General features: G+C 67.6%; 16 protein-coding genes and 1 pseudogene. 8 read left to right on the forward strand and 9 right to left on the reverse strand.

What is annotated here, in order from left to right; all coding sequences use genetic code 11:
- Positions 1-91 precede the first annotated feature (91 nt).
- The gene (locus EV138_RS25800) at positions 92-2,299 is read right to left on the reverse strand and encodes a DEAD/DEAH box helicase (RefSeq protein WP_133981340.1); all 2,208 of its coding nucleotides are present in this window, start codon (positions 2,297-2,299) and stop codon (positions 92-94) included.
- 154 nt (positions 2,300-2,453) lie between these two features.
- On the opposite strand from EV138_RS25800, the pseudogene EV138_RS25805 reads away from it, so the two are divergent.
- The 3 genes and pseudogenes from EV138_RS25805 (at position 2,454) to EV138_RS25815 (ending at position 4,554) form a co-directional block, all read left to right on the forward strand.
- Positions 2,454-3,307 (forward strand): annotated as a pseudogene (locus EV138_RS25805) (ferritin-like fold-containing protein).
- A 198-nt stretch (positions 3,308-3,505) separates the two neighbouring features.
- A complete protein-coding gene (locus tag EV138_RS25810) occupies positions 3,506-4,144 on the forward strand; it encodes a nucleotidyltransferase domain-containing protein (protein WP_133981341.1) in 639 nt (212 codons plus the stop codon).
- Positions 4,141-4,554: a DNA-binding protein gene (locus tag EV138_RS25815; RefSeq protein ID WP_133981342.1), complete on the forward strand. Its 414-nt coding sequence runs from the start codon at positions 4,141-4,143 to the stop codon at positions 4,552-4,554. The genes EV138_RS25810 and EV138_RS25815 overlap by 4 nt, the downstream gene beginning before the upstream one ends.
- Before the next feature lie 270 nt (positions 4,555-4,824).
- Here the strand turns inward: EV138_RS25815 and EV138_RS25820 are convergent, their stop codons facing one another.
- From EV138_RS25820 to ligD, 5 genes are all read right to left on the reverse strand, one after another.
- Positions 4,825-5,103 carry a GlsB/YeaQ/YmgE family stress response membrane protein gene (locus tag EV138_RS25820; RefSeq protein ID WP_133981343.1) on the reverse strand — a complete coding sequence of 93 codons (279 nt, stop codon included), beginning with the start codon at positions 5,101-5,103 and terminating at the stop codon, positions 4,825-4,827.
- 233 nt (positions 5,104-5,336) lie between these two features.
- Positions 5,337-5,564 (reverse strand): DUF3107 domain-containing protein, encoded by a 228-nt coding sequence (locus EV138_RS25830; RefSeq protein ID WP_112244045.1) that lies wholly within the window; start codon positions 5,562-5,564, stop codon positions 5,337-5,339.
- Positions 5,565-5,714: 150 nt separating this feature from the next.
- Complete coding sequence (locus EV138_RS25835; RefSeq protein ID WP_112244043.1) at positions 5,715-6,344, reverse strand: TetR/AcrR family transcriptional regulator; 630 nt, start codon at positions 6,342-6,344, stop codon at positions 5,715-5,717.
- A 65-nt stretch (positions 6,345-6,409) separates the two neighbouring features.
- Positions 6,410-6,616, reverse strand: a complete 207-nt coding sequence (locus EV138_RS25840) for a hypothetical protein (protein ID WP_133981344.1) — start codon at positions 6,614-6,616, stop codon at positions 6,410-6,412.
- Between the two features lie 50 nt (positions 6,617-6,666).
- Complete coding sequence (ligD, locus tag EV138_RS25845) at positions 6,667-7,593, reverse strand: non-homologous end-joining DNA ligase (protein WP_133981345.1); 927 nt, start codon at positions 7,591-7,593, stop codon at positions 6,667-6,669.
- 41 nt (positions 7,594-7,634) lie between these two features.
- Here ligD and EV138_RS25850 point away from each other — a divergent pair, with 41 nt between their 5' ends.
- From EV138_RS25850 to moeZ, 3 genes are all read left to right on the forward strand, one after another.
- On the forward strand, positions 7,635-8,552 hold the full coding sequence (locus tag EV138_RS25850; RefSeq protein ID WP_133981346.1) for an alpha/beta fold hydrolase: 918 nt from the start codon (positions 7,635-7,637) through the stop codon (positions 8,550-8,552).
- Between the two features lie 240 nt (positions 8,553-8,792).
- Entirely contained in the window at positions 8,793-11,564 is a 2,772-nt protein-coding gene (locus tag EV138_RS25855) for a Calx-beta domain-containing protein (protein ID WP_133981347.1), read from the forward strand.
- 172 nt (positions 11,565-11,736) lie between these two features.
- On the forward strand, positions 11,737-12,927 hold the full coding sequence (gene moeZ / locus EV138_RS25860; protein ID WP_112244033.1) for an adenylyltransferase/sulfurtransferase MoeZ: 1,191 nt from the start codon (positions 11,737-11,739) through the stop codon (positions 12,925-12,927).
- A 102-nt stretch (positions 12,928-13,029) separates the two neighbouring features.
- Here moeZ and EV138_RS25865 read toward each other — a convergent pair whose 3' ends face one another.
- Complete coding sequence (locus tag EV138_RS25865; protein WP_133981348.1) at positions 13,030-13,833, reverse strand: maleylpyruvate isomerase family mycothiol-dependent enzyme; 804 nt, start codon at positions 13,831-13,833, stop codon at positions 13,030-13,032.
- Positions 13,830-14,474: a TetR/AcrR family transcriptional regulator gene (locus EV138_RS25870; protein ID WP_166678678.1), complete on the reverse strand. Its 645-nt coding sequence runs from the start codon at positions 14,472-14,474 to the stop codon at positions 13,830-13,832. The genes EV138_RS25865 and EV138_RS25870 overlap by 4 nt, the downstream gene beginning before the upstream one ends.
- A gap of 76 nt (positions 14,475-14,550) precedes the next feature.
- On the opposite strand from EV138_RS25870, the gene EV138_RS25875 reads away from it, so the two are divergent.
- Both EV138_RS25875 and EV138_RS25880 read left to right on the forward strand, forming a co-directional pair.
- Positions 14,551-14,817: a DUF2277 domain-containing protein gene (locus tag EV138_RS25875; RefSeq protein ID WP_112244027.1), complete on the forward strand. Its 267-nt coding sequence runs from the start codon at positions 14,551-14,553 to the stop codon at positions 14,815-14,817.
- Between the two features lie 7 nt (positions 14,818-14,824).
- Complete coding sequence (locus EV138_RS25880; RefSeq protein WP_133981350.1) at positions 14,825-15,172, forward strand: hypothetical protein; 348 nt, start codon at positions 14,825-14,827, stop codon at positions 15,170-15,172.
- Positions 15,173-15,193: 21 nt separating this feature from the next.
- On the opposite strand, the gene EV138_RS25885 is transcribed toward EV138_RS25880, so the two are convergent.
- Positions 15,194-16,063, reverse strand: a complete 870-nt coding sequence (locus tag EV138_RS25885; RefSeq protein ID WP_238158354.1) for a phosphotransferase — start codon at positions 16,061-16,063, stop codon at positions 15,194-15,196.
- Between the last annotated feature and the right edge of the window lie 30 nt (positions 16,064-16,093).

Genomic DNA, 16,093 nt, shown 5'->3' on the forward strand with positions numbered 1-16,093 from the left:
GGACCTAGGACGGGTGGGCGGGCGGCGTTCGTTGCGCGAGACCGGTCACCGTTCAGCCACGAACCGGTCTCGCTCCTGCTTCGGTACTGCGTTACTCCGGTGCCGTGAAGGTCGGAATCACCGCGGCAGCCTTCTTCGCGGTCCGCTTCTGTGCGGTCGCAGACTTCTCAGCAGCCGGCTTCTCGGCAGCCGTCTTCTCGTCTGCCGTGAAAGGAGCATCCGTAGCCTTGACCGCCCGCTTCGGGGTCGCCTTCTTCGCCGGCGCCTGGTCGCTGGTGCTCTTGACCGGAGCCTCGCTCACCTCAGCTTTGACCTCAGCCACAGCCTTCGCAGCCCGCTTCCGCGTCCGCGCCGCCTTGACCGGAGCCTCGCCGTCACCCACGTCTGCCGGCTTCTCGCCCACGCCGGAGTCGGTCTCGGCTACGGCCGTCGCCGCCCGCTTCCTCGTCCGCTTCGCCTTCGGGGCGGCCGCTGTCGCCTCATCGGCAACGACTGGCGTTCCTTCAGCCGCTTCCGGCTCCGCGCTCGCCTTGGCCGCCGCGCGCTTGCGGGTGCGGGGGGCTCTCGGAGCCTCCTCGGCGGGTGCGGCAGCGTCGGTGGTGACCTGCGATTCGGTGTCGCTCGCCTGCGGTGCTGTGTCGGTCGTCTCGGTGGCAGCGGCCGCGCGCTTGCGGGTCCGCTTCCGGGCCGGTGCTTCGACACTCGCCTGCTGCTCGACCGGCGCCTCGACGGCTTCGGTCTTGGCCTCCACGGTGGTGTCGGTGAGCTCGGCGGCAGGGGCGTCGGCGGAGTTCGACGTACGGCGGCGCGTGCGCTGCCTCGGCTTGCGCTCGCGCGACACCTCGGCGGCCTCGGTCGACGACTCGACCGTCGGCGGAACCTCGGTCTTGGCAGTCACGTCGTCCTCGGACTTCGGCTGCGTCGCCGCCGCCTCGCCCTCGAGCGGACGGCCGCTGCGGGTACGGCGCCGGTTGCGGCTGTTGCGCTTGCGGTTCGACCGCTCGCCCGCATCGCCGTCGCCCTTGTGCTCCACGCGCGCATCGCCTCGCGAGTCACCGCGCGTACCACGGGAGTCGCCGCGCGATTCGCCGTGCGTACCACGGGAGTCGCCGCGCGATTCGCCGTCGGACCGGCGGGACGGCTTGTCCCGGGCGGAACGCTCCTCGACCGGGCGGGCCGGCTTGATCCGGCCCTTCGCCTCGGCCGGGATGCCGAGGTCGTGGTACAGCTCCGGCGAGGTGGAGTAGATCTCCTGCGGTTCGTCGTACGGAAGGTCGAGTGCCTTGTTGATCGTCTTCCAGCGGACCACGTCCGGCCAGTCGACGAAGGTGACGGCGATCCCGCTCGCGCCGGCCCGGCCGGTACGGCCGATCCGGTGCACGTAGGCCTTCTCGTCCTCCGGGCAGGTGTTGTTGATGACGTGCGTGACGCCCTCGACATCGATACCGCGGGCGGCGACATCGGTACACACCAGTACGTCGATCTTGTCGCCGCGGAACCTGGTCAGCGCCCGCTCGCGAGCCTGCTGGTTCAGGTCACCGTGGATCGCCGCGGCCTTGAAGCCGCGGTCCACCAGGTCGTCGGTCAGCCGGGACGCCTCGCGCTTGGTCCGGCAGAAGATCATCACCCGGCCGCGGTCGTCGGCCTGCAGGATCCGGGCGACCACCTCGGGCTTGTCCAGGTCGTGTGCGCGGTAGACGAACTGCGCGGTCGCCGGCACCATCTGCGAGTCGTCGTGCGACTCCGCGCGGATGTTCAGCGGGTGCCGCATGTGCGTGCGGGCCAAGGTGATGACGGCCGACGGCATGGTTGCCGAGAACAACATCGTCTGGCGCAGCTCGGGCGTCTTGCGCAGGATGCGTTCCACGTCGGGCAGGAAGCCTAGGTCGAGCATCTCGTCGGCCTCGTCGAGCACCAGCACCTTGATGTGGGACAGGTCGAGGACGCCGCGGTTGGCGAGGTCGAGCAGCCGCCCCGGCGTACCGACGACGACGTCGACGCCGGACTTCAGGGCGTCCAGCTGCGGGTCGTACGAGACACCGCCGTAGATGGTGAGGACGCGCACGGTCCGCACGGTCGACGCGGTGGTGAGGTCCTTGGCGACCTGGATGGTCAGCTCGCGGGTCGGGGTGACGACCAGCGCTTGCGGTTTGCCGGGCGCGGCCAGCTCCTCGTAGTCGGCTTCGCCGGGGGAGATGGTGCGCTGCAGCAGCGGGATACCGAACCCGAGGGTCTTACCGGTACCGGTTCGGGCCTGGCCGATCAGGTCGGTCCCCATCAGTGCGATGGGAAGCGTCATCTCCTGGATCGGAAAAGGCTCCACGATGTTGACGCGATCGAGCGCGTCACAGATCTCGGGCAGGACGCCGAGCTCTCGGAAGGTGGTCAGGCTGATCGCCTCTCACATGCTTGTACGGACAGTTGCAGCAGGGCCGGGCGCCAGGGGCGGATCGATGAGATCCACCCTCGTATTCACGGCGCGGGACACTGTGCAAGCGGCTCGCACCAGCTGCCCATCTGGGCGCGTCACCGGCGAAACACCCTCCAGTGTAGCCGGAATACTCACCCCGGCCGTCGCACACACTTTCCACCCACCGTGCCGGTTGCCCGATATGGTGCGACCCATGACCGAACTCACGGCCTTCGATGATCCCGCCTACCGGGCCGCGGCGGTGGATCTGCTGGGTGTCCTCGCGTACGGCGAACTGACCGCGTTCGAGCGGATCGCCGAGGATGCGAAGCTGGCTCCGACACTCGACGACAAGGCCCAGCTGGCCCAGCTGGCGACCACCGAGTTCGGCCATTTCGTCCAACTGCGTGACCGGCTGGTCGCGCTCGGAGTCGATCCGATGGACGCGATGCAGCCGTTCGTCACGCCCCTGGATGCCTTCCACGACCACACCGCGCCGTCCGACTGGCTCGAGGGCCTGGTGAAGGCCTACGTCGGGGACGGCCTGGCGAACGACTTCTACCGCGAGGTCGCCGCGTACGTCGACGCGAGACCCGCGCACTCGTCCTCGAGGTCTTCGCCGACTCCGGCCAGGCCGAGTTCGTGGTGGACCGCGTCCGCGCCGCGATCGAGGAAGACCCGAAAGTCGGCGGCCGGCTCGCCCTCTGGGGCCGCCGCCTCGTCGGCGAGGCCCTTAGCCAAGCCCAGCGAATCGCCGCCGACCGAGACCCGCTCGCCGCCCTCCTGGCCGGCAGCGTAGACCGCCCCGGCCTCGACCTGGCAGCCATCGGCCGCATGTTCACCCGCCTCACCGAGGCCCACACCGCTCGGATGACAGCCCTCGGTCTTCAAGCCTGACCCCACCCACGCGGGCTCCTTCGTCGCCCGCTCCCCACTCCCCAGCTACGGCGTTCCTACGTCACGCCTGCGCTGCCTTGGGTTCGACGACAACGCTTGATCGACCCTGCCCTCACAGCTAGCCAGCGGCAGGATCGCATCCGCACTATAGTGCGGATATGCGTACTATAGTGCCGATATCCGCACTATAGTGGTGCGATGGATCTGTCCCGACCGGTGACTACGGTGACTCCAACCATGGACGCGCCGGTACTTGCCATTTTGGCTCGAACGACCAAGCCGTTGACCGGAAGGCAAATTCACCTGCTGGCGGCCTCCGGCAGTGAGAGTGGTACGCGGAGGGTGTTGCGCCGGCTCTCCACCACAGGGCTGGTCACGGCAACCGAGGTCGGTCCCAGCACGCAGTACCTGCTGAATCGAGAGCACCTAGCTGCCGACGCTGTCATCGAACTGGTGGACCTTCGCGGCAAGCTGATCGATCGCATGCGGGAGACGATCGACCACGACTGGACCGAAAAGCCGCTGACGGCGAGCTTGTTCGGCTCAGTTGCGCGGGGAGACGGCGGGATGGGCAGCGACATCGATCTTCTCGTCGTGCGTCCGGTCGATGAGATCCATCCGCACTGGGAGCAGCAGGTCGGCTCGCTGTCCGAGTGGGTTCACCGATGGACGGGAAACCATCTTCAGGTCTATGACGTCAGCCGTGCCGAGCTACTCGCCCATTTCGCAGCCGACGAGCCGATCGTCAACGACTGGCTCCGCGACTGCATCACTGTCTATGGACAGGACTTCCGACAATTGCGCAACCGATTGATGCGCAGAGGAACCGAGCAGTGACGCGAGCAAGTGGACGTACGGAGGAGTGTGGCGCTGGCCAGGCCCGCATCCGACTGAGTCAGGCCCGTGCCTTCCTTGACGCCGCTGATCTGATCGGGCTCGAGGATGACGAGCTTGCGAGCGACAACGTGGTTGCTGCTCTGGCGGTGCTTGCTGGCATCGCTGCTGCTGATGCGGCGTGTGGCGCCACACTCGGGCGCAGATCGAGAGGACAAGATCATCGCCAAGCGATCCAGTTGGTGGAGCAAGCCGGTCCCGACGGTAAGACCTTGGCACGTGCTCTCGGCCGCCTGCTCGACATCAAGGACGGAGCGCATTACGGCATGGTCTTCGTCAGTGCCGCACAGGCGAAAGCTGCTTTCCGCAACGCGAGCACGCTCGTTGACGGAGCGGCGAAGCTGCTGACATGACATGAACTGAGAACACAACGTCAGAGAAGTAGAACGAAGCGGCGTGCACTATTAAGCGACTTAGGTGATTGTCCGGCAGCACTCGGCCGGATCCGCCGTTCGACCCGATCGGGTCCCCTCTGCGCCTGCGGTCATGGCAGCGGAGGTGCGACGGAGGAGCGCCGTAGCTGGGGGGTGGGGAGCGGGCGACGCAGGAGCCTGCGTGGGCGGGGTACAAACACACAACGGCCGCCTGCCCCGAGTGGGGTGGCGGCCGTTGAGGTGAGGTTGTCAGACGGTGGATCTCGACCGGCTCTGGTAGCCGGCGATGATGGCGACGACGATCACAGCGCAGATGATCTGGATCAGGTACTGAGTCCAGTCCGGTCCGCTGGTGTCCTTGACGCCGAGGGCCTTGGCGATCAGACCACCGACGAAGGCACCGACGCCGCCACCGAGGATGGTCCAGCCGAGGCTGATGTTCTGCTTGCCGGGGAGTATCAGCCGGGCCAACGGCCCGAAGATGATGCCGGCGATGAGGCTGACGATGAGCATCCAGACCCAGTACACGGTTCCTCCTAGAGGGATAACTGACCTGCAGTCATCCAGGTGCCCCCGGCTAAACGGGCCACCGGACCCGCAGGTCTAATCCTCATAGTCCTCGGTTCGTAGCGCTCCGCAACCGGGACACGCGGCCGTGCCGCAACCGTTGCCAACCCGGCCCCGAAGCCGGCCGTGACGGCCGGCTCTGGGACGGGACCGGCCTTGCTCTCGTCAGTGCCGGTACTGCGTGGTGCGGGCGCTCAGATGGCGCCGAAGCCGACCTTGCGGCTGGAGACCTCACCGATCTCGACATAGGCCAGCCGGTCGGCCGGTACCAGTAGCTTGCGGCCCTTCTCGTCGGTCAGGGACAGCAAGTTGCTCTTTCCGCTGAACGCGTCCGCCACGACCTGCTCGACCTCGGCCGGGCTCAGTTCGCTTTCCAGCACCAATTCGCGATTGGCGTGCTGAACGCCGATCTTGACCTCCACGAAACCCTCCCGGGCGCGTTCCGACCGGCGGGGATCGCCGGTACCCGATTCGAGCCTATCCGCTACCGGTCCCCGTCTCTCACCAGTCCGCCCAGAGCAGAACCTCCAGGCTTGGAAAGGACCGGACGCGGCGGGCCGCAGTACGGGGCGTCAGGATTCGGTGCGGGGGAAGCCTCGGATGCCTCGCCAGGCGAGGCTGGCGACCAGGTCGGCGGCCTGCTCCTGGGCCAGGGTCGGGTTGTCGGCGGCCAGCCAGTAGCGGGCGCTGACCTGGGCCATCCCGACCAGGCTGACGGCGAGCACCATCGACTGTTCCTTGTTGAGCCCGGCGTCGGCGCTGATCACCTCGGAGCACGCCTCGGCGCACGCGTGGGTGACCCGGTCGACCCGCTCGCGAACGGCGGGCTCGTTGGTCAAGTCCGACTCGAACACGAGCCGGAACGCGCCCTGGGCATTCGCCACGTACTCGTAGAAGGCGTGGATCGTCGCGCCGACCCGCTCCTTGTTGTCCTCGGTGGACCGCAGCGCCTGCCGGACGGAGGCGACGATGGCCTCGCACGAACTGTCCAGCAGCGCGAGGTAGAGGTCCAGTTTGCCAGGGAAGTGCTGGTACAGGACTGGCTTCGAGACGCCGGCGCGATCGGCGATGTCGTCCATCGCGGCGGCGTGGTAGCCGTTGGCGACGAAGACCTCCTGGGCCGCCTCGAGCAGTTGCGCGCGGCGGGCCAGCCGCGGCAGGCGGCTGCCACGCTTGGGCGCAGTCTCCGGTGTCGTCGACACGTCGGCTCCTTCGGTCTTGCGGTCCGGCAGCCGGCGCGGCCCCCGGTAGTTGAAGCGAATCCTACCTAGCGGTAGTCGTCGTCGTCCGCTTCGCCGACGGTTCGGCGCTGCTCGTCGACATCGGCCGGGTCGGCCTCGTCCGGCAGGTCGGGGTGAGTGTCGATGACTTCTTCCAGACCAGCTGACGGCTGGTATTGCTCGAGGACATCGGCCTCGGGTGCCTCGGCAGGCACCTCGACGATGCTGTCCGGTACGTCGGGATCGCTGACCATCAGAGCTCTCCTCTCGTGTCGTTCGTGGACCGGTACCCAAGTCGTGCGGATTAAGACGGTAGCGGCTGCGGATCGTCGTACAGGCCGTCGAGTACGTCGCCGTACTCCTCGATCCGGGCCAGCACGTCGGCCGGCAGGAAGGTGAGGTCCTCGACGCTGGTCGCGGCGGCCACTTCGTCCCAGTCGATCGGGGTCGACACCCGCGGCTCCTCGGCGCCGCGCAGCGAGTACGGCGCCAGCGTGGTCTTGGCGCCCGCGTTCTGGCTCCAGTCGATGAACACCTTGCCCGGCCGGAGCGCCTTCGTCATCGTCGCGGTCACGTTCTCCGGCAACGCCTCGGCCAACTGCTCGGCGAGTTGTTTGGCGAACGCGCTGGTACTGCGTGACGTCGCCGGCTCGATCGGCACGTAGAGGTGCATCCCCTTGTTTCCGGACGTTTTCGGCCAGCCTTCGAGGCCGAAGTGGTTCAGCAGTTCGCGCAATGCCAGCGCAACGTCGCAGCAGTCCACGATGGTCGCACCGGGCCCGGGATCGAGGTCGAACACGATCAGGTCGGCCGTCGGGTTCCTGCCGTCGTCGGACAGCGCGATCCGCCACTGCGGTACGTGCAGCTCGAGCGCGGCCAGGTTCGCGAGCCAGACGATGGTCGGTACGTCGTTGGCGACCACGAACTCGGCTTCGTCGCGGCCGGTGGAGCTGCCCGGGGTCGGCAGCGTCACGGTGTGGACCCAGTCCGGCGTACCGCGGGGCGCGTTCTTCTCGAAGAAGTATGCCGCGCCGGTGCCGTCCGGCCATCGCTTGCGGGTCAGCGGCCGGTCCGACAGGTGTGGCAGCAGCAACGGCGCCACCTGGAGGTAGTAGTCGATCACCTCGGCCTTGGTGAAACCCGTCTGGGGATAGAGCACCTTGCCGAGGTTGGTGAGCTTCATCGTCTGCCCGTCGACCTCGGTGGTCAGTTGCGTCTGTCCGGCTGCCATGTCTCCCAGTGTCCAGTCTCGAGGAGTCTTACCATGGCTTTGTGGAAAGTTACGGGTCAGTAACCGGCACCTCGGTGCCGTTGGGGGCGCAGGAATGGCCGGCGCGCACGGTGCCGGTCGCGGGTATCGACCTGCTGGTCAGGGAGGTACCGGGAGCGGCGAAAGAGTTACCGCCTGCCTTGTTCGTGCACGGACTAGGCGGGTCGTCGCTCAACTGGACCGCACTCGGGCTGTTGCTGAACGACACGGTCCGCGGCATCGCGCCGGACCTGCCCGGCTTCGGCCGTACGCCGCCGCTGGCGGGGATCGGCGGTATCCGGCAGCAGGCCGACCTGCTCGGCCAACTGATGGACGCCGAGTTCGACCAGCCGGTGCACCTGTTCGGCAACTCGATGGGTGGCGCCGCGGCGGTCGCCTTGGCGGCGTCGCGTCCGGAGCAGATCGCCTCGCTGACCCTGATCTCGCCGGCCCTGCCACATCCCCGGGCTTCGGCTGTCGCGGTCTGGTTCGCCGCGCTGGCGACGCCCCGGCTGGGCAAGGTGGTCCTGGATCGCAGCAAGCGGATGCCGTTCGACAAGCGGCTCGAGGTCGGTCTGTCGATGGTTTTCGGCGACCCACGCGCGCTGCCGCCCGAAGTACTGCGGGTCTATGAGGACGAGTTGCGTCGCCGTGACGATCAGCCGTGGGGTTCGCAGGCGACCCTCGACGGCGCCCGCAGCATCCTGCTTTCGTACCTCGCGCCGCCGCGACGTTCGTTGTGGGCGGACGCGGCGAGGATCGACTGTCCGGTGCAACTGATCTACGGCGGCAAGGATCGCCTCGTCGACGCCCGGATCCGGACCAAGGCCCAGCGTGCGTTCCCCAATGCCCGGCTGCTCTATCTGCCGCAGTCCGGTCATGTCGCCCAGATGGAACATCCCGAACTCGTCGAGAAGGCGTTCCGCCAGTTGATCGCCTGAGGTTGCAACGAACCTGCGATCCAATCCGTACGGAAGAGCAATGATGTTCAGGGCACCATCGTCGGCGACGGCTGACGTCCAGGCGCGTCGGTGGGGGAGCCGCTACCTCCTCAGGTAGCCATCTGTGAGGCCGAGATCATCCCGGGGGATGATCTTGGTGTCGAGTTCACCGGATTCGACAACCCGCCGCGTGTCCCGGGAGTCAGTCGCAGTGATCTGTCTGCTGACGAAAGGATCGTTGTGCGGGTATTCGGAAGACTGGGGCTTGCGGTGGTGCTGCTCGGCGGCGCACTGCTCGGACCCGCCGCCCAGGCTCAGGCCGCAACACCACCTCCGCCCATGGCCAACGGCAAGAACTGGGACGTCACACCAGTTGCCGGGGGCTACAAAATCACACTCAAGCTGGACGCGCCGGCGCCGTTGCGCGACGCGTTGCCGTTGATCGCCGTCGACGGAAAGACCGTCGGGGTCGCCAAGCAGTCCGTGGATCAGCGAACCGCCACCGTGGTGAGTTCCGATCCGGCGCTGTTGAAGGCGAAGGATGTCCAGTTGGTGTGGTCCACGGACGGGACCACTGACGGGCAGGACAACAAACGCAGCCGGGTCGCGGCGGGACCGACCGACGCCGACTGGCTGAAGGCGCCGAAGGGCCCGCTGCTGGCGGCCGATCCCGGTGCGCTCGGCAGATATGCGGTCGAGACCGCGGAGTACAACCTGGGTGACGAGGCGGTCTACCTGCCCGGCCTGGGGCACAAGTCCGAAGTACGGGGCAAGGTCTACTCGCCCAAGGGCGCGGCCGGTGCTCGCCCGCTGGTGATCTTCCTGCACGGACGGCACCAGGTCTGTTACGGCGATACGACCGAGCCGTCCGAGAAGCCGTGGCCGTGCGCCAAGGGCGAGAAGCCGATCCCGAGCTACAAGGGGTACGACGGTCCCGCGAAGGCTCTGGCGAGCAACGGCTACCAGGTCGTCTCGATCAGCGCGAACGCCATCAATGGCTGGGACAGCGACGTCGTCGACACCGGTGCGCAGGCGCGCGCCGAACTGATCCTCGACCACCTGGACCTGTGGAAGAAGTGGTCCACCGTCGGCGGCGGCCCGTTCGGGTCGAAGTTCGTCGGCAAGGTCGACCTGAACAACGTCGGCCTGATGGGCCACTCCCGCGGTGGCGAAGGCGTCGCCCGCGCGGCCGTGCTCAACGCGGATCGCGGCGGCAAGTACGGCGTTCGCGCGGTCCTGCCGCTCGCGCCGACCGACTTCGCGCGCGCCACGGTGCCCGGCGTCGCGATGAGTGTCATCCTGCCGTACTGCGACGGTGACGTGTCCGACCTGCAGGGCCAGAAGTTCTACGACGACACGCGGTACTCCGTGGCCGGCGACACCGCGCCACGCTCGACCGTGACGGTGCTCGGCGCGAACCACAACTTCTTCAACACCGAGTGGACCCCGGGTCAGTCCGAGGCGCCCTCGAACGACGACTGGTACGGCGACGACAACGACAAGACGTCGCCGTGCGGATCGAAGTACGCGGGCCGGTTGACCCCGAAGCAGCAGCAGGCCGTCGGTACGGCGTACGTGGCCGGCTTCTTCCGCCTTCAGCTGGGTCACGAGAAGCAGTTCTTCGGGTTGCTCGACGGCTCGAACAGCCGGGCGGCATCGGCCGGCAACTCCGTAGTACGGGTTGTCTCGCAGGCGCCGGCGGGGAGCCGGCGGGATCTCAACCACTTCGACCAGCCACTGCCTTATGGGGCGGTCAGTGGAAGCGCCAAAGCAACTGTGTGCGCGGGCGTGGACGCGCCGGCCGGTCGAGTTGCCGCTGCGACACCCAAGTGCGTGAAGAACGAGGACAGCTCGCAGTCGCCGCACTGGGTGGAGGCGTACCTCGCGGCCAAGACGCCGACGATGGCCGTCACCAAGCTCACCTGGACGGGGAGGAACGGAGTCGTGCGGGTCAACCTCACGGCAGCCCAGCGCGACGTACGCCGGTACGCCGCGCTCTCGTTCCGCGCGGCACCCGATCCGGCGGGCGCGCCGAAGACCGACCTGAGCATCCGGGTCGTCGACGGCAAGGGCAAGGCGGTGTCGATCCCGGCCTCCAGCCTCGGTGACGCGCTGGTCCGGATGCCCGGCTCGAACGACAGCGGTCTGCCGAAGAACCTGCTCCGGACCGTGCGGATCCCGGTCAGCCTGCTGAAGGGGATCGACCTGCGCGACGTCCGGGCAGTCGAGTTGCGGACCGATCGGGTCGCCTCCGGATCGGTGTTCGTCAGCGACCTGGCGTTCTCCAAGCCGGACCTCGGCTGGTCGGCGCCCTCGCGGCTGCCGCAGGTGTCGGCGTCCAGCATCGGCAAGATCCCGGAGGGCGACAGCGGTACCCGCAAGGTCGACTTCTGGGTGACGTTGTCGCGCCCGAGCATCGTCCCGGTCAGCGTGTACGCCGAGACGAACGGCAATTTGAGCAGCTCGGTGGGTGAGGTGGCTGAGCAACTCGTCTTCAAGCCGGGGCAGACGCGGAAGAAGGTGACCGTGGCGATCACCGGGAACACCCGGGACAGTGTCGACGCGGAGTTCAGCCTGGTGCTCTCGGCGCCGAAGCAGGCGTTGCTGGCGGCGTCGTTCGGCTACGGCACGGTGGTCGACGACGACCCGACCCCGACGATGACGATCGGCCCGGCGACGGCGGCGGAGAACGCGGGCTCGCTCAAGTTCCCGATCAAGCTGTCGGCCCCGAGCGACAACTTCGTCTACGTCGCGGGCACGATGAAGAGCGGTACGGCGGTCCTCGGCACGGACTTCCGCAACCCGAACGACGACGGCAGCGAACCGCAGCCGATCGACTACATCGACGGCTACATCGAACCCGGCCAGACCACCGGCGAGATCGAGGTCAAACTCCTCGACGACAAGGTCAAGGAACCGACGGAGACGTTCACGGTGACCCTCACCGAGTCCGGCGGCGCCGAGATCAAGCTCCCGCTGACCCTGACCGGAACCATCACCGACAACGACTGATCGACCGGCCCGTCGGCTGCCTGTTCCGCAGGCAGCCGACGGTTCGTAGTACGAGACAGATGTCTTGGGATGCGGACCTGGCGGGGGTCTGCTGGGGTGGTGCGGGAACATGGGGGAGGTGCGGCTGGTTGTAAGCCGTACCGCGAAGTTTTCCCGTTGACGAGGAGCACCTGTGTCACTGCCACCGCTGGTCGAGCCGGCCGCCGAGCTGACGATCGACGAGGTCCGCCGGTATTCACGGCACCTGATCATCCCCGAGGTCGGGATGGCCGGTCAGAAGCGGCTCAAGAACGCCAAGGTGCTGGTGATCGGCGCCGGCGGTCTGGGCAGCCCCGCGCTGCTGTACCTGGCCGCGGCCGGTGTCGGCACGCTCGGCATCGTCGAGTTCGACACCGTCGACGAGTCCAACCTGCAGCGCCAGATCATCCACGGCCAGTCCGACGTCGGGAAGTCCAAGGCGCAGTCGGCGCGCGAGTCGATCCTGGAGACCAACCCGAACACCAACGTCGTGCTGCACGAGGTGCGCCTCGACAACGACAACGTGTTCGAGATCTTCGAGCAGTACGACCTGATCGTGGACGGCACCGACAACTTCGCCACCCGGTACCTGGTGAACGACGCCGCGGTGCTGCTCGGCAAGCCGTACGTGTGGGGTTCGATCTTCCGCTTCGACGGCCAGGTCAGCGTGTTCTGGGCCGAGCACGGCCCGTGCTACCGCTGCCTGTACCCCGAGCCGCCGCCGCCCGGCATGGTCCCGTCCTGCGCCGAGGGTGGCGTCCTCGGCGTCCTGTGCGCGTCGGTCGGCGCCGCCCAGGTGACCGAGGCGATCAAGCTGCTCACCGGCATCGGCGACCCGTCGCTAGGCCGGCTGAACATCTACGAGGCGCTCGACCTGAACTGGCGTGCGCTGAAGGTCCGCAAGGACCCGAACTGTGCGATCTGCGGTGAGAACCCGACCGTCACCGAGCTGATCGACTACGAGAGCTTCTGCGGCGCGCTCACCGAGGAGGCGGCCGACGCGGCCGTCGGTTCGACGATTTCGGTGAAGCAGCTCAGCGAGTGGATCAAGCTCAAGGACAACGGCGAGAAGGACTTCGTCCTGATCGACGTCCGCGAGCCGAACGAGTACGAGATCAACCGGATCCCGGGCTCGGTGCTGATCCCCAAGGCCGACTTCCAGACCGGCGTCGCCCTCGAGAAGCTCCCGCAGGACAAGCAGTTGGTCTTCCACTGCAAGTCCGGCGTCCGCTCCGCCGAGGTCCTGGCCATCGCCAAGGGCGCCGGCTTCTCCGACGCCGTTCACGTTGGCGGCGGCGTCGTCGCCTGGGTCGACCAGATCGACCCCTCGCAACCGTCGTACTGACCGATCTCCTCAGCAACCCCTCGGCCTCCCGGCCGAGGGGTTGCTGCTTTTTAAGCCCTCAGAGCCGGCCGGCGCCGCCCCTCCGTGGTGCCGGTGTTTCGCTCAGAAAGGCATGCGGCAGATGGCCACGGCCTCGGCGCCCGACTGGTCGCCGTCGAGCAACTCGACGACCGGGTGGTCGTCGCGACCCGACAGGGTGCGCATGTAGCCGACCGCGTCGGTCCGGACCGTGGCGATCGGGGTCCCGTCGCCCAGCCGGTAGGTGCCGCCGCCTTGCCCGGTGAGCACGAGCTCCACCGGCACGCCCCGCCAGAACGGCCCTTCCTGAACGTCGAGGACGACCTGAGCGATCAGCTCCTCGGCGTACGGGCCTGCATCGAACGAACGACCGAGGGCCTGGCAGACGTCATCGCGATGCATCCACAGGTCGCGAGCGAGCAAGATGTCCTGGATGTAGCCGAGGTCGAGTTTCTCGAACCCTGGCACGCCTTCCACCTTCACCGGCATGCGCCGGATCAGTCCGGGATTGCGGCTGATCGTGCGCGTCGCCTTGCCCCACAGTTTGGCGAACCGCTCGCGCAGCTCGGCCGGCGGCGTACCGCGGTGTTCGTCCGCCTGGATCATCATGTGCGCGTCGAGCAGCACAACATTCGGGTACGCCCGCTTGGCCCGGCGGTCCCGGAGCGGGAAGAGCCACGGCCGGTTGACGTCCTCGGCCTGCCCACACAGGTGCCCGACGATGTCGGCCACGTCCCACTCGGTACAGACCGTACGGCGGTGCCAGTCGGCCTCGTCGAACGATTCCGTCAGGTCGCGCCACGCCTCGATCTCGGCGTCGCGGTGTTTGCGCGCGGTCGCCCGGTCGGCCCGGTGAATCTCCCTGGCGTGCAAGACGGTGGTGGTCATTTCTTCCCCCTGGTTGGCTTGTACCGCTGGTAGAACATGTCGAGGACGACGGGCATCAGCCGGGTGAACCGGCCTTCCTCGTACGTCGTGTCGGGCTCGTTCGCCATCTGCTGGGACAACAGGCCGGCCGTCATCGAGGTGAACAAGGCGATCCCGTCGTCACTCACCGCGCCGCTGTCGAGCTGGCCGGCGTCCACTGCTCCCTGCAGGTACTGCCGCAGGTCGTTCAGCATGTCCAGAGAAGGCGCGAACGCTTCCGGTGAGGGCTCGAACCCGGGCACCGTGCGCCAGAAGAGCAACTGGCTGAGCACCTGGTTCTCCATGCACCACTTGCCGAAGGCGGTGACGCCGATCATGCCTAGCTCGAGCTGGTCCGTCGTGTCGGCCGCCGCCCGTGCGGTGCGCTGCGCGTCGCGAACCTGCTCGGCGCCGCGCTGGAAGAGCGCGTCGTAGATCGCCATCTTGGAGGCGAAGTACTGGTACAGCGAGGGCGGCTGCATGCCGACCTTCCGGGCCACCGCCGACAGGCTCAGCGCGGCGACACCCTCGGCCTCCATCAAGTCCACTGCCACGTCGAGGATCTCGTCGATCGTCTCCTGACGACGGCGGCCGCGGCGGTCGAGTTCCTGCGCTGTAGACATACCTTGAGGAAAACCTAATGGCATTAGGATTGTCAATAGCTCGTAGATTGTCCCCGTCGGGACGTACTGTCGGAGCATGTGCAGAAACATCACCGTTCTCCGTGGACTAGAGCCGGCGGCGACCTCCGACGAGGTCTACGCGGCAGCGCTGCAGTACGTGCGCAAGGTGACCGGCGTCGGCTCGCTGAGCGCGACCACCCGCGGCCCGATCGAGCGCGCCGCCGCCGAGGTCGCCCGGATCACCCAGGAACTGCTAGCCGAGATGCCTGAGCGCCGGGTGCCGCCACAGACGGTCCCACCGTTGCGCAGACCCGAAGTACGGGCTCGACTCGGGCTCGACTGACCGCTGCATGGCGATGGACGCCCGACGGCGGCAGGGAGTCGTCTTCGGCATCCTCGCGGTCGGCATCGTGCTCGCGCTGAAGTCGAGCAACGTCCAACGTGCGGTAGCCCGGCACCGTCAGCGCACCTGCGACGGCACCTTGCCCCTACCGCTGTCCGGCTACCTGTACTGCGGTATCGGGTTGGCCGTGGGCGTTCTCGCACTCGTGCTGCTGATCCGCTGGTTCCGCCACAACCCGGAGCCGCTCGTGATGACACTCGCGATCACAGCTGTCGCCGGCATCCTGTTCGAACTGTTCACGCTCTTCGCCGCCATCTCCGAAGCTCATCCGGCCATCCCACTGTGCGGAGGCTGACCGGTCAGCCCGCCTGCTGATTCAGTCCGTCCGCCGTTCTGCGAACGTGACCCAGTGGTCGACCTCGGCCGGCGTGAAATGGCGGATCGCCCAATCGACCATCCGCAAACTCATGTGCGCCCAGAGCGGCCGTAGTACGTCTTCGGGAAAGCTGTCGAGCAACTCGTCGAGCCGCGCTGCCGCCGTCGAGTCGAGCCGGGCCCCGAAACGCAACGTCACCAGGTCAAGGCGCCGGTCGCCTCGAGCAGCGCCGTCCCAGTCGATGACTCCGGTGAGCTTGCCGTCGAGCGCGAGCAGATTGCCCGGATGGAAGTCGAGATGCATCGCGTCGTCACCCGCGAGCTCTCTTGGGTGCGCGGCGCCGACCTCGGCGATCCAGCTCTCGAGCTTCGCCGTACGCCGGCTGTGCGCCCGAAGTGGCCCGTGCAAACAGAATCCCGGCCCGTCGTCGGTGAGATAGAGACTCACGGTCGGGATGTCCGGGCGCTCGGCGAGAACTCCCGCCTGCAGTTCGTTGAGCACGAGTGCCTGATCGAGCATGGCTTCGTCCAGCCGGTCGACCGTGCTGCCTGGCAAGAGCTCTTGGATCGTCACCACCGCATCGCCAACCGGAGCGGAGAAGTCGGTCGCTGGTGCCGGATACCCAACGGACCGGAGTACGTCCACCACCGCCAACGGACCCGCCTGCAGCTCCGCGACCGTCGTACCGGGCCGCCACTTCAACACTCCGCGCCGCCCGTCCTCCCAACGCACGAACGCGGCGCCCACCTCGCCCCCGGAGCAAGGCCCTTCGACAACGACCCGCACCCCGGTCGCACGCTCGACCTCGACCGCCATCCGGCCGGCATCGAGCCGCTCGACCCGTCCCCAGGACCCCTCCGCAGCACTCACCGCACCGATTATCGCCCTCGGGCCTGTCCC

It is taken from the genome of Kribbella voronezhensis (assembly GCF_004365175.1).
Taxonomy (GTDB): domain Bacteria; phylum Actinomycetota; class Actinomycetes; order Propionibacteriales; family Kribbellaceae; genus Kribbella; species Kribbella voronezhensis.

Bases quoted from the DNA above. Each gene is read 5' to 3' on its own strand.
- EV138_RS25800 (WP_133981340.1), bottom strand. From the start codon at position 2,299: ATGACGCTTCCCATCGCACTGATGGGGACCGACCTGATCGGCCAGGCC.
- EV138_RS25810 (WP_133981341.1), top strand. From the start codon at position 3,506: ATGGATCTGTCCCGACCGGTGACTACGGTGACTCCAACCATGGACGCG.
- EV138_RS25840 (WP_133981344.1), bottom strand. From the start codon at position 6,616: ATGGTCAGCGATCCCGACGTACCGGACAGCATCGTCGAGGTGCCTGCC.
- ligD (WP_133981345.1), bottom strand. From the start codon at position 7,593: ATGGCAGCCGGACAGACGCAACTGACCACCGAGGTCGACGGGCAGACG.
- EV138_RS25865 (WP_133981348.1), bottom strand. From the start codon at position 13,833: ATGACCACCACCGTCTTGCACGCCAGGGAGATTCACCGGGCCGACCGG.
- EV138_RS25870 (WP_166678678.1), bottom strand. From the start codon at position 14,474: ATGTCTACAGCGCAGGAACTCGACCGCCGCGGCCGCCGTCGTCAGGAG.
- EV138_RS25875 (WP_112244027.1), top strand. From the start codon at position 14,551: ATGTGCAGAAACATCACCGTTCTCCGTGGACTAGAGCCGGCGGCGACC.
- EV138_RS25880 (WP_133981350.1), top strand. From the start codon at position 14,825: ATGGCGATGGACGCCCGACGGCGGCAGGGAGTCGTCTTCGGCATCCTC.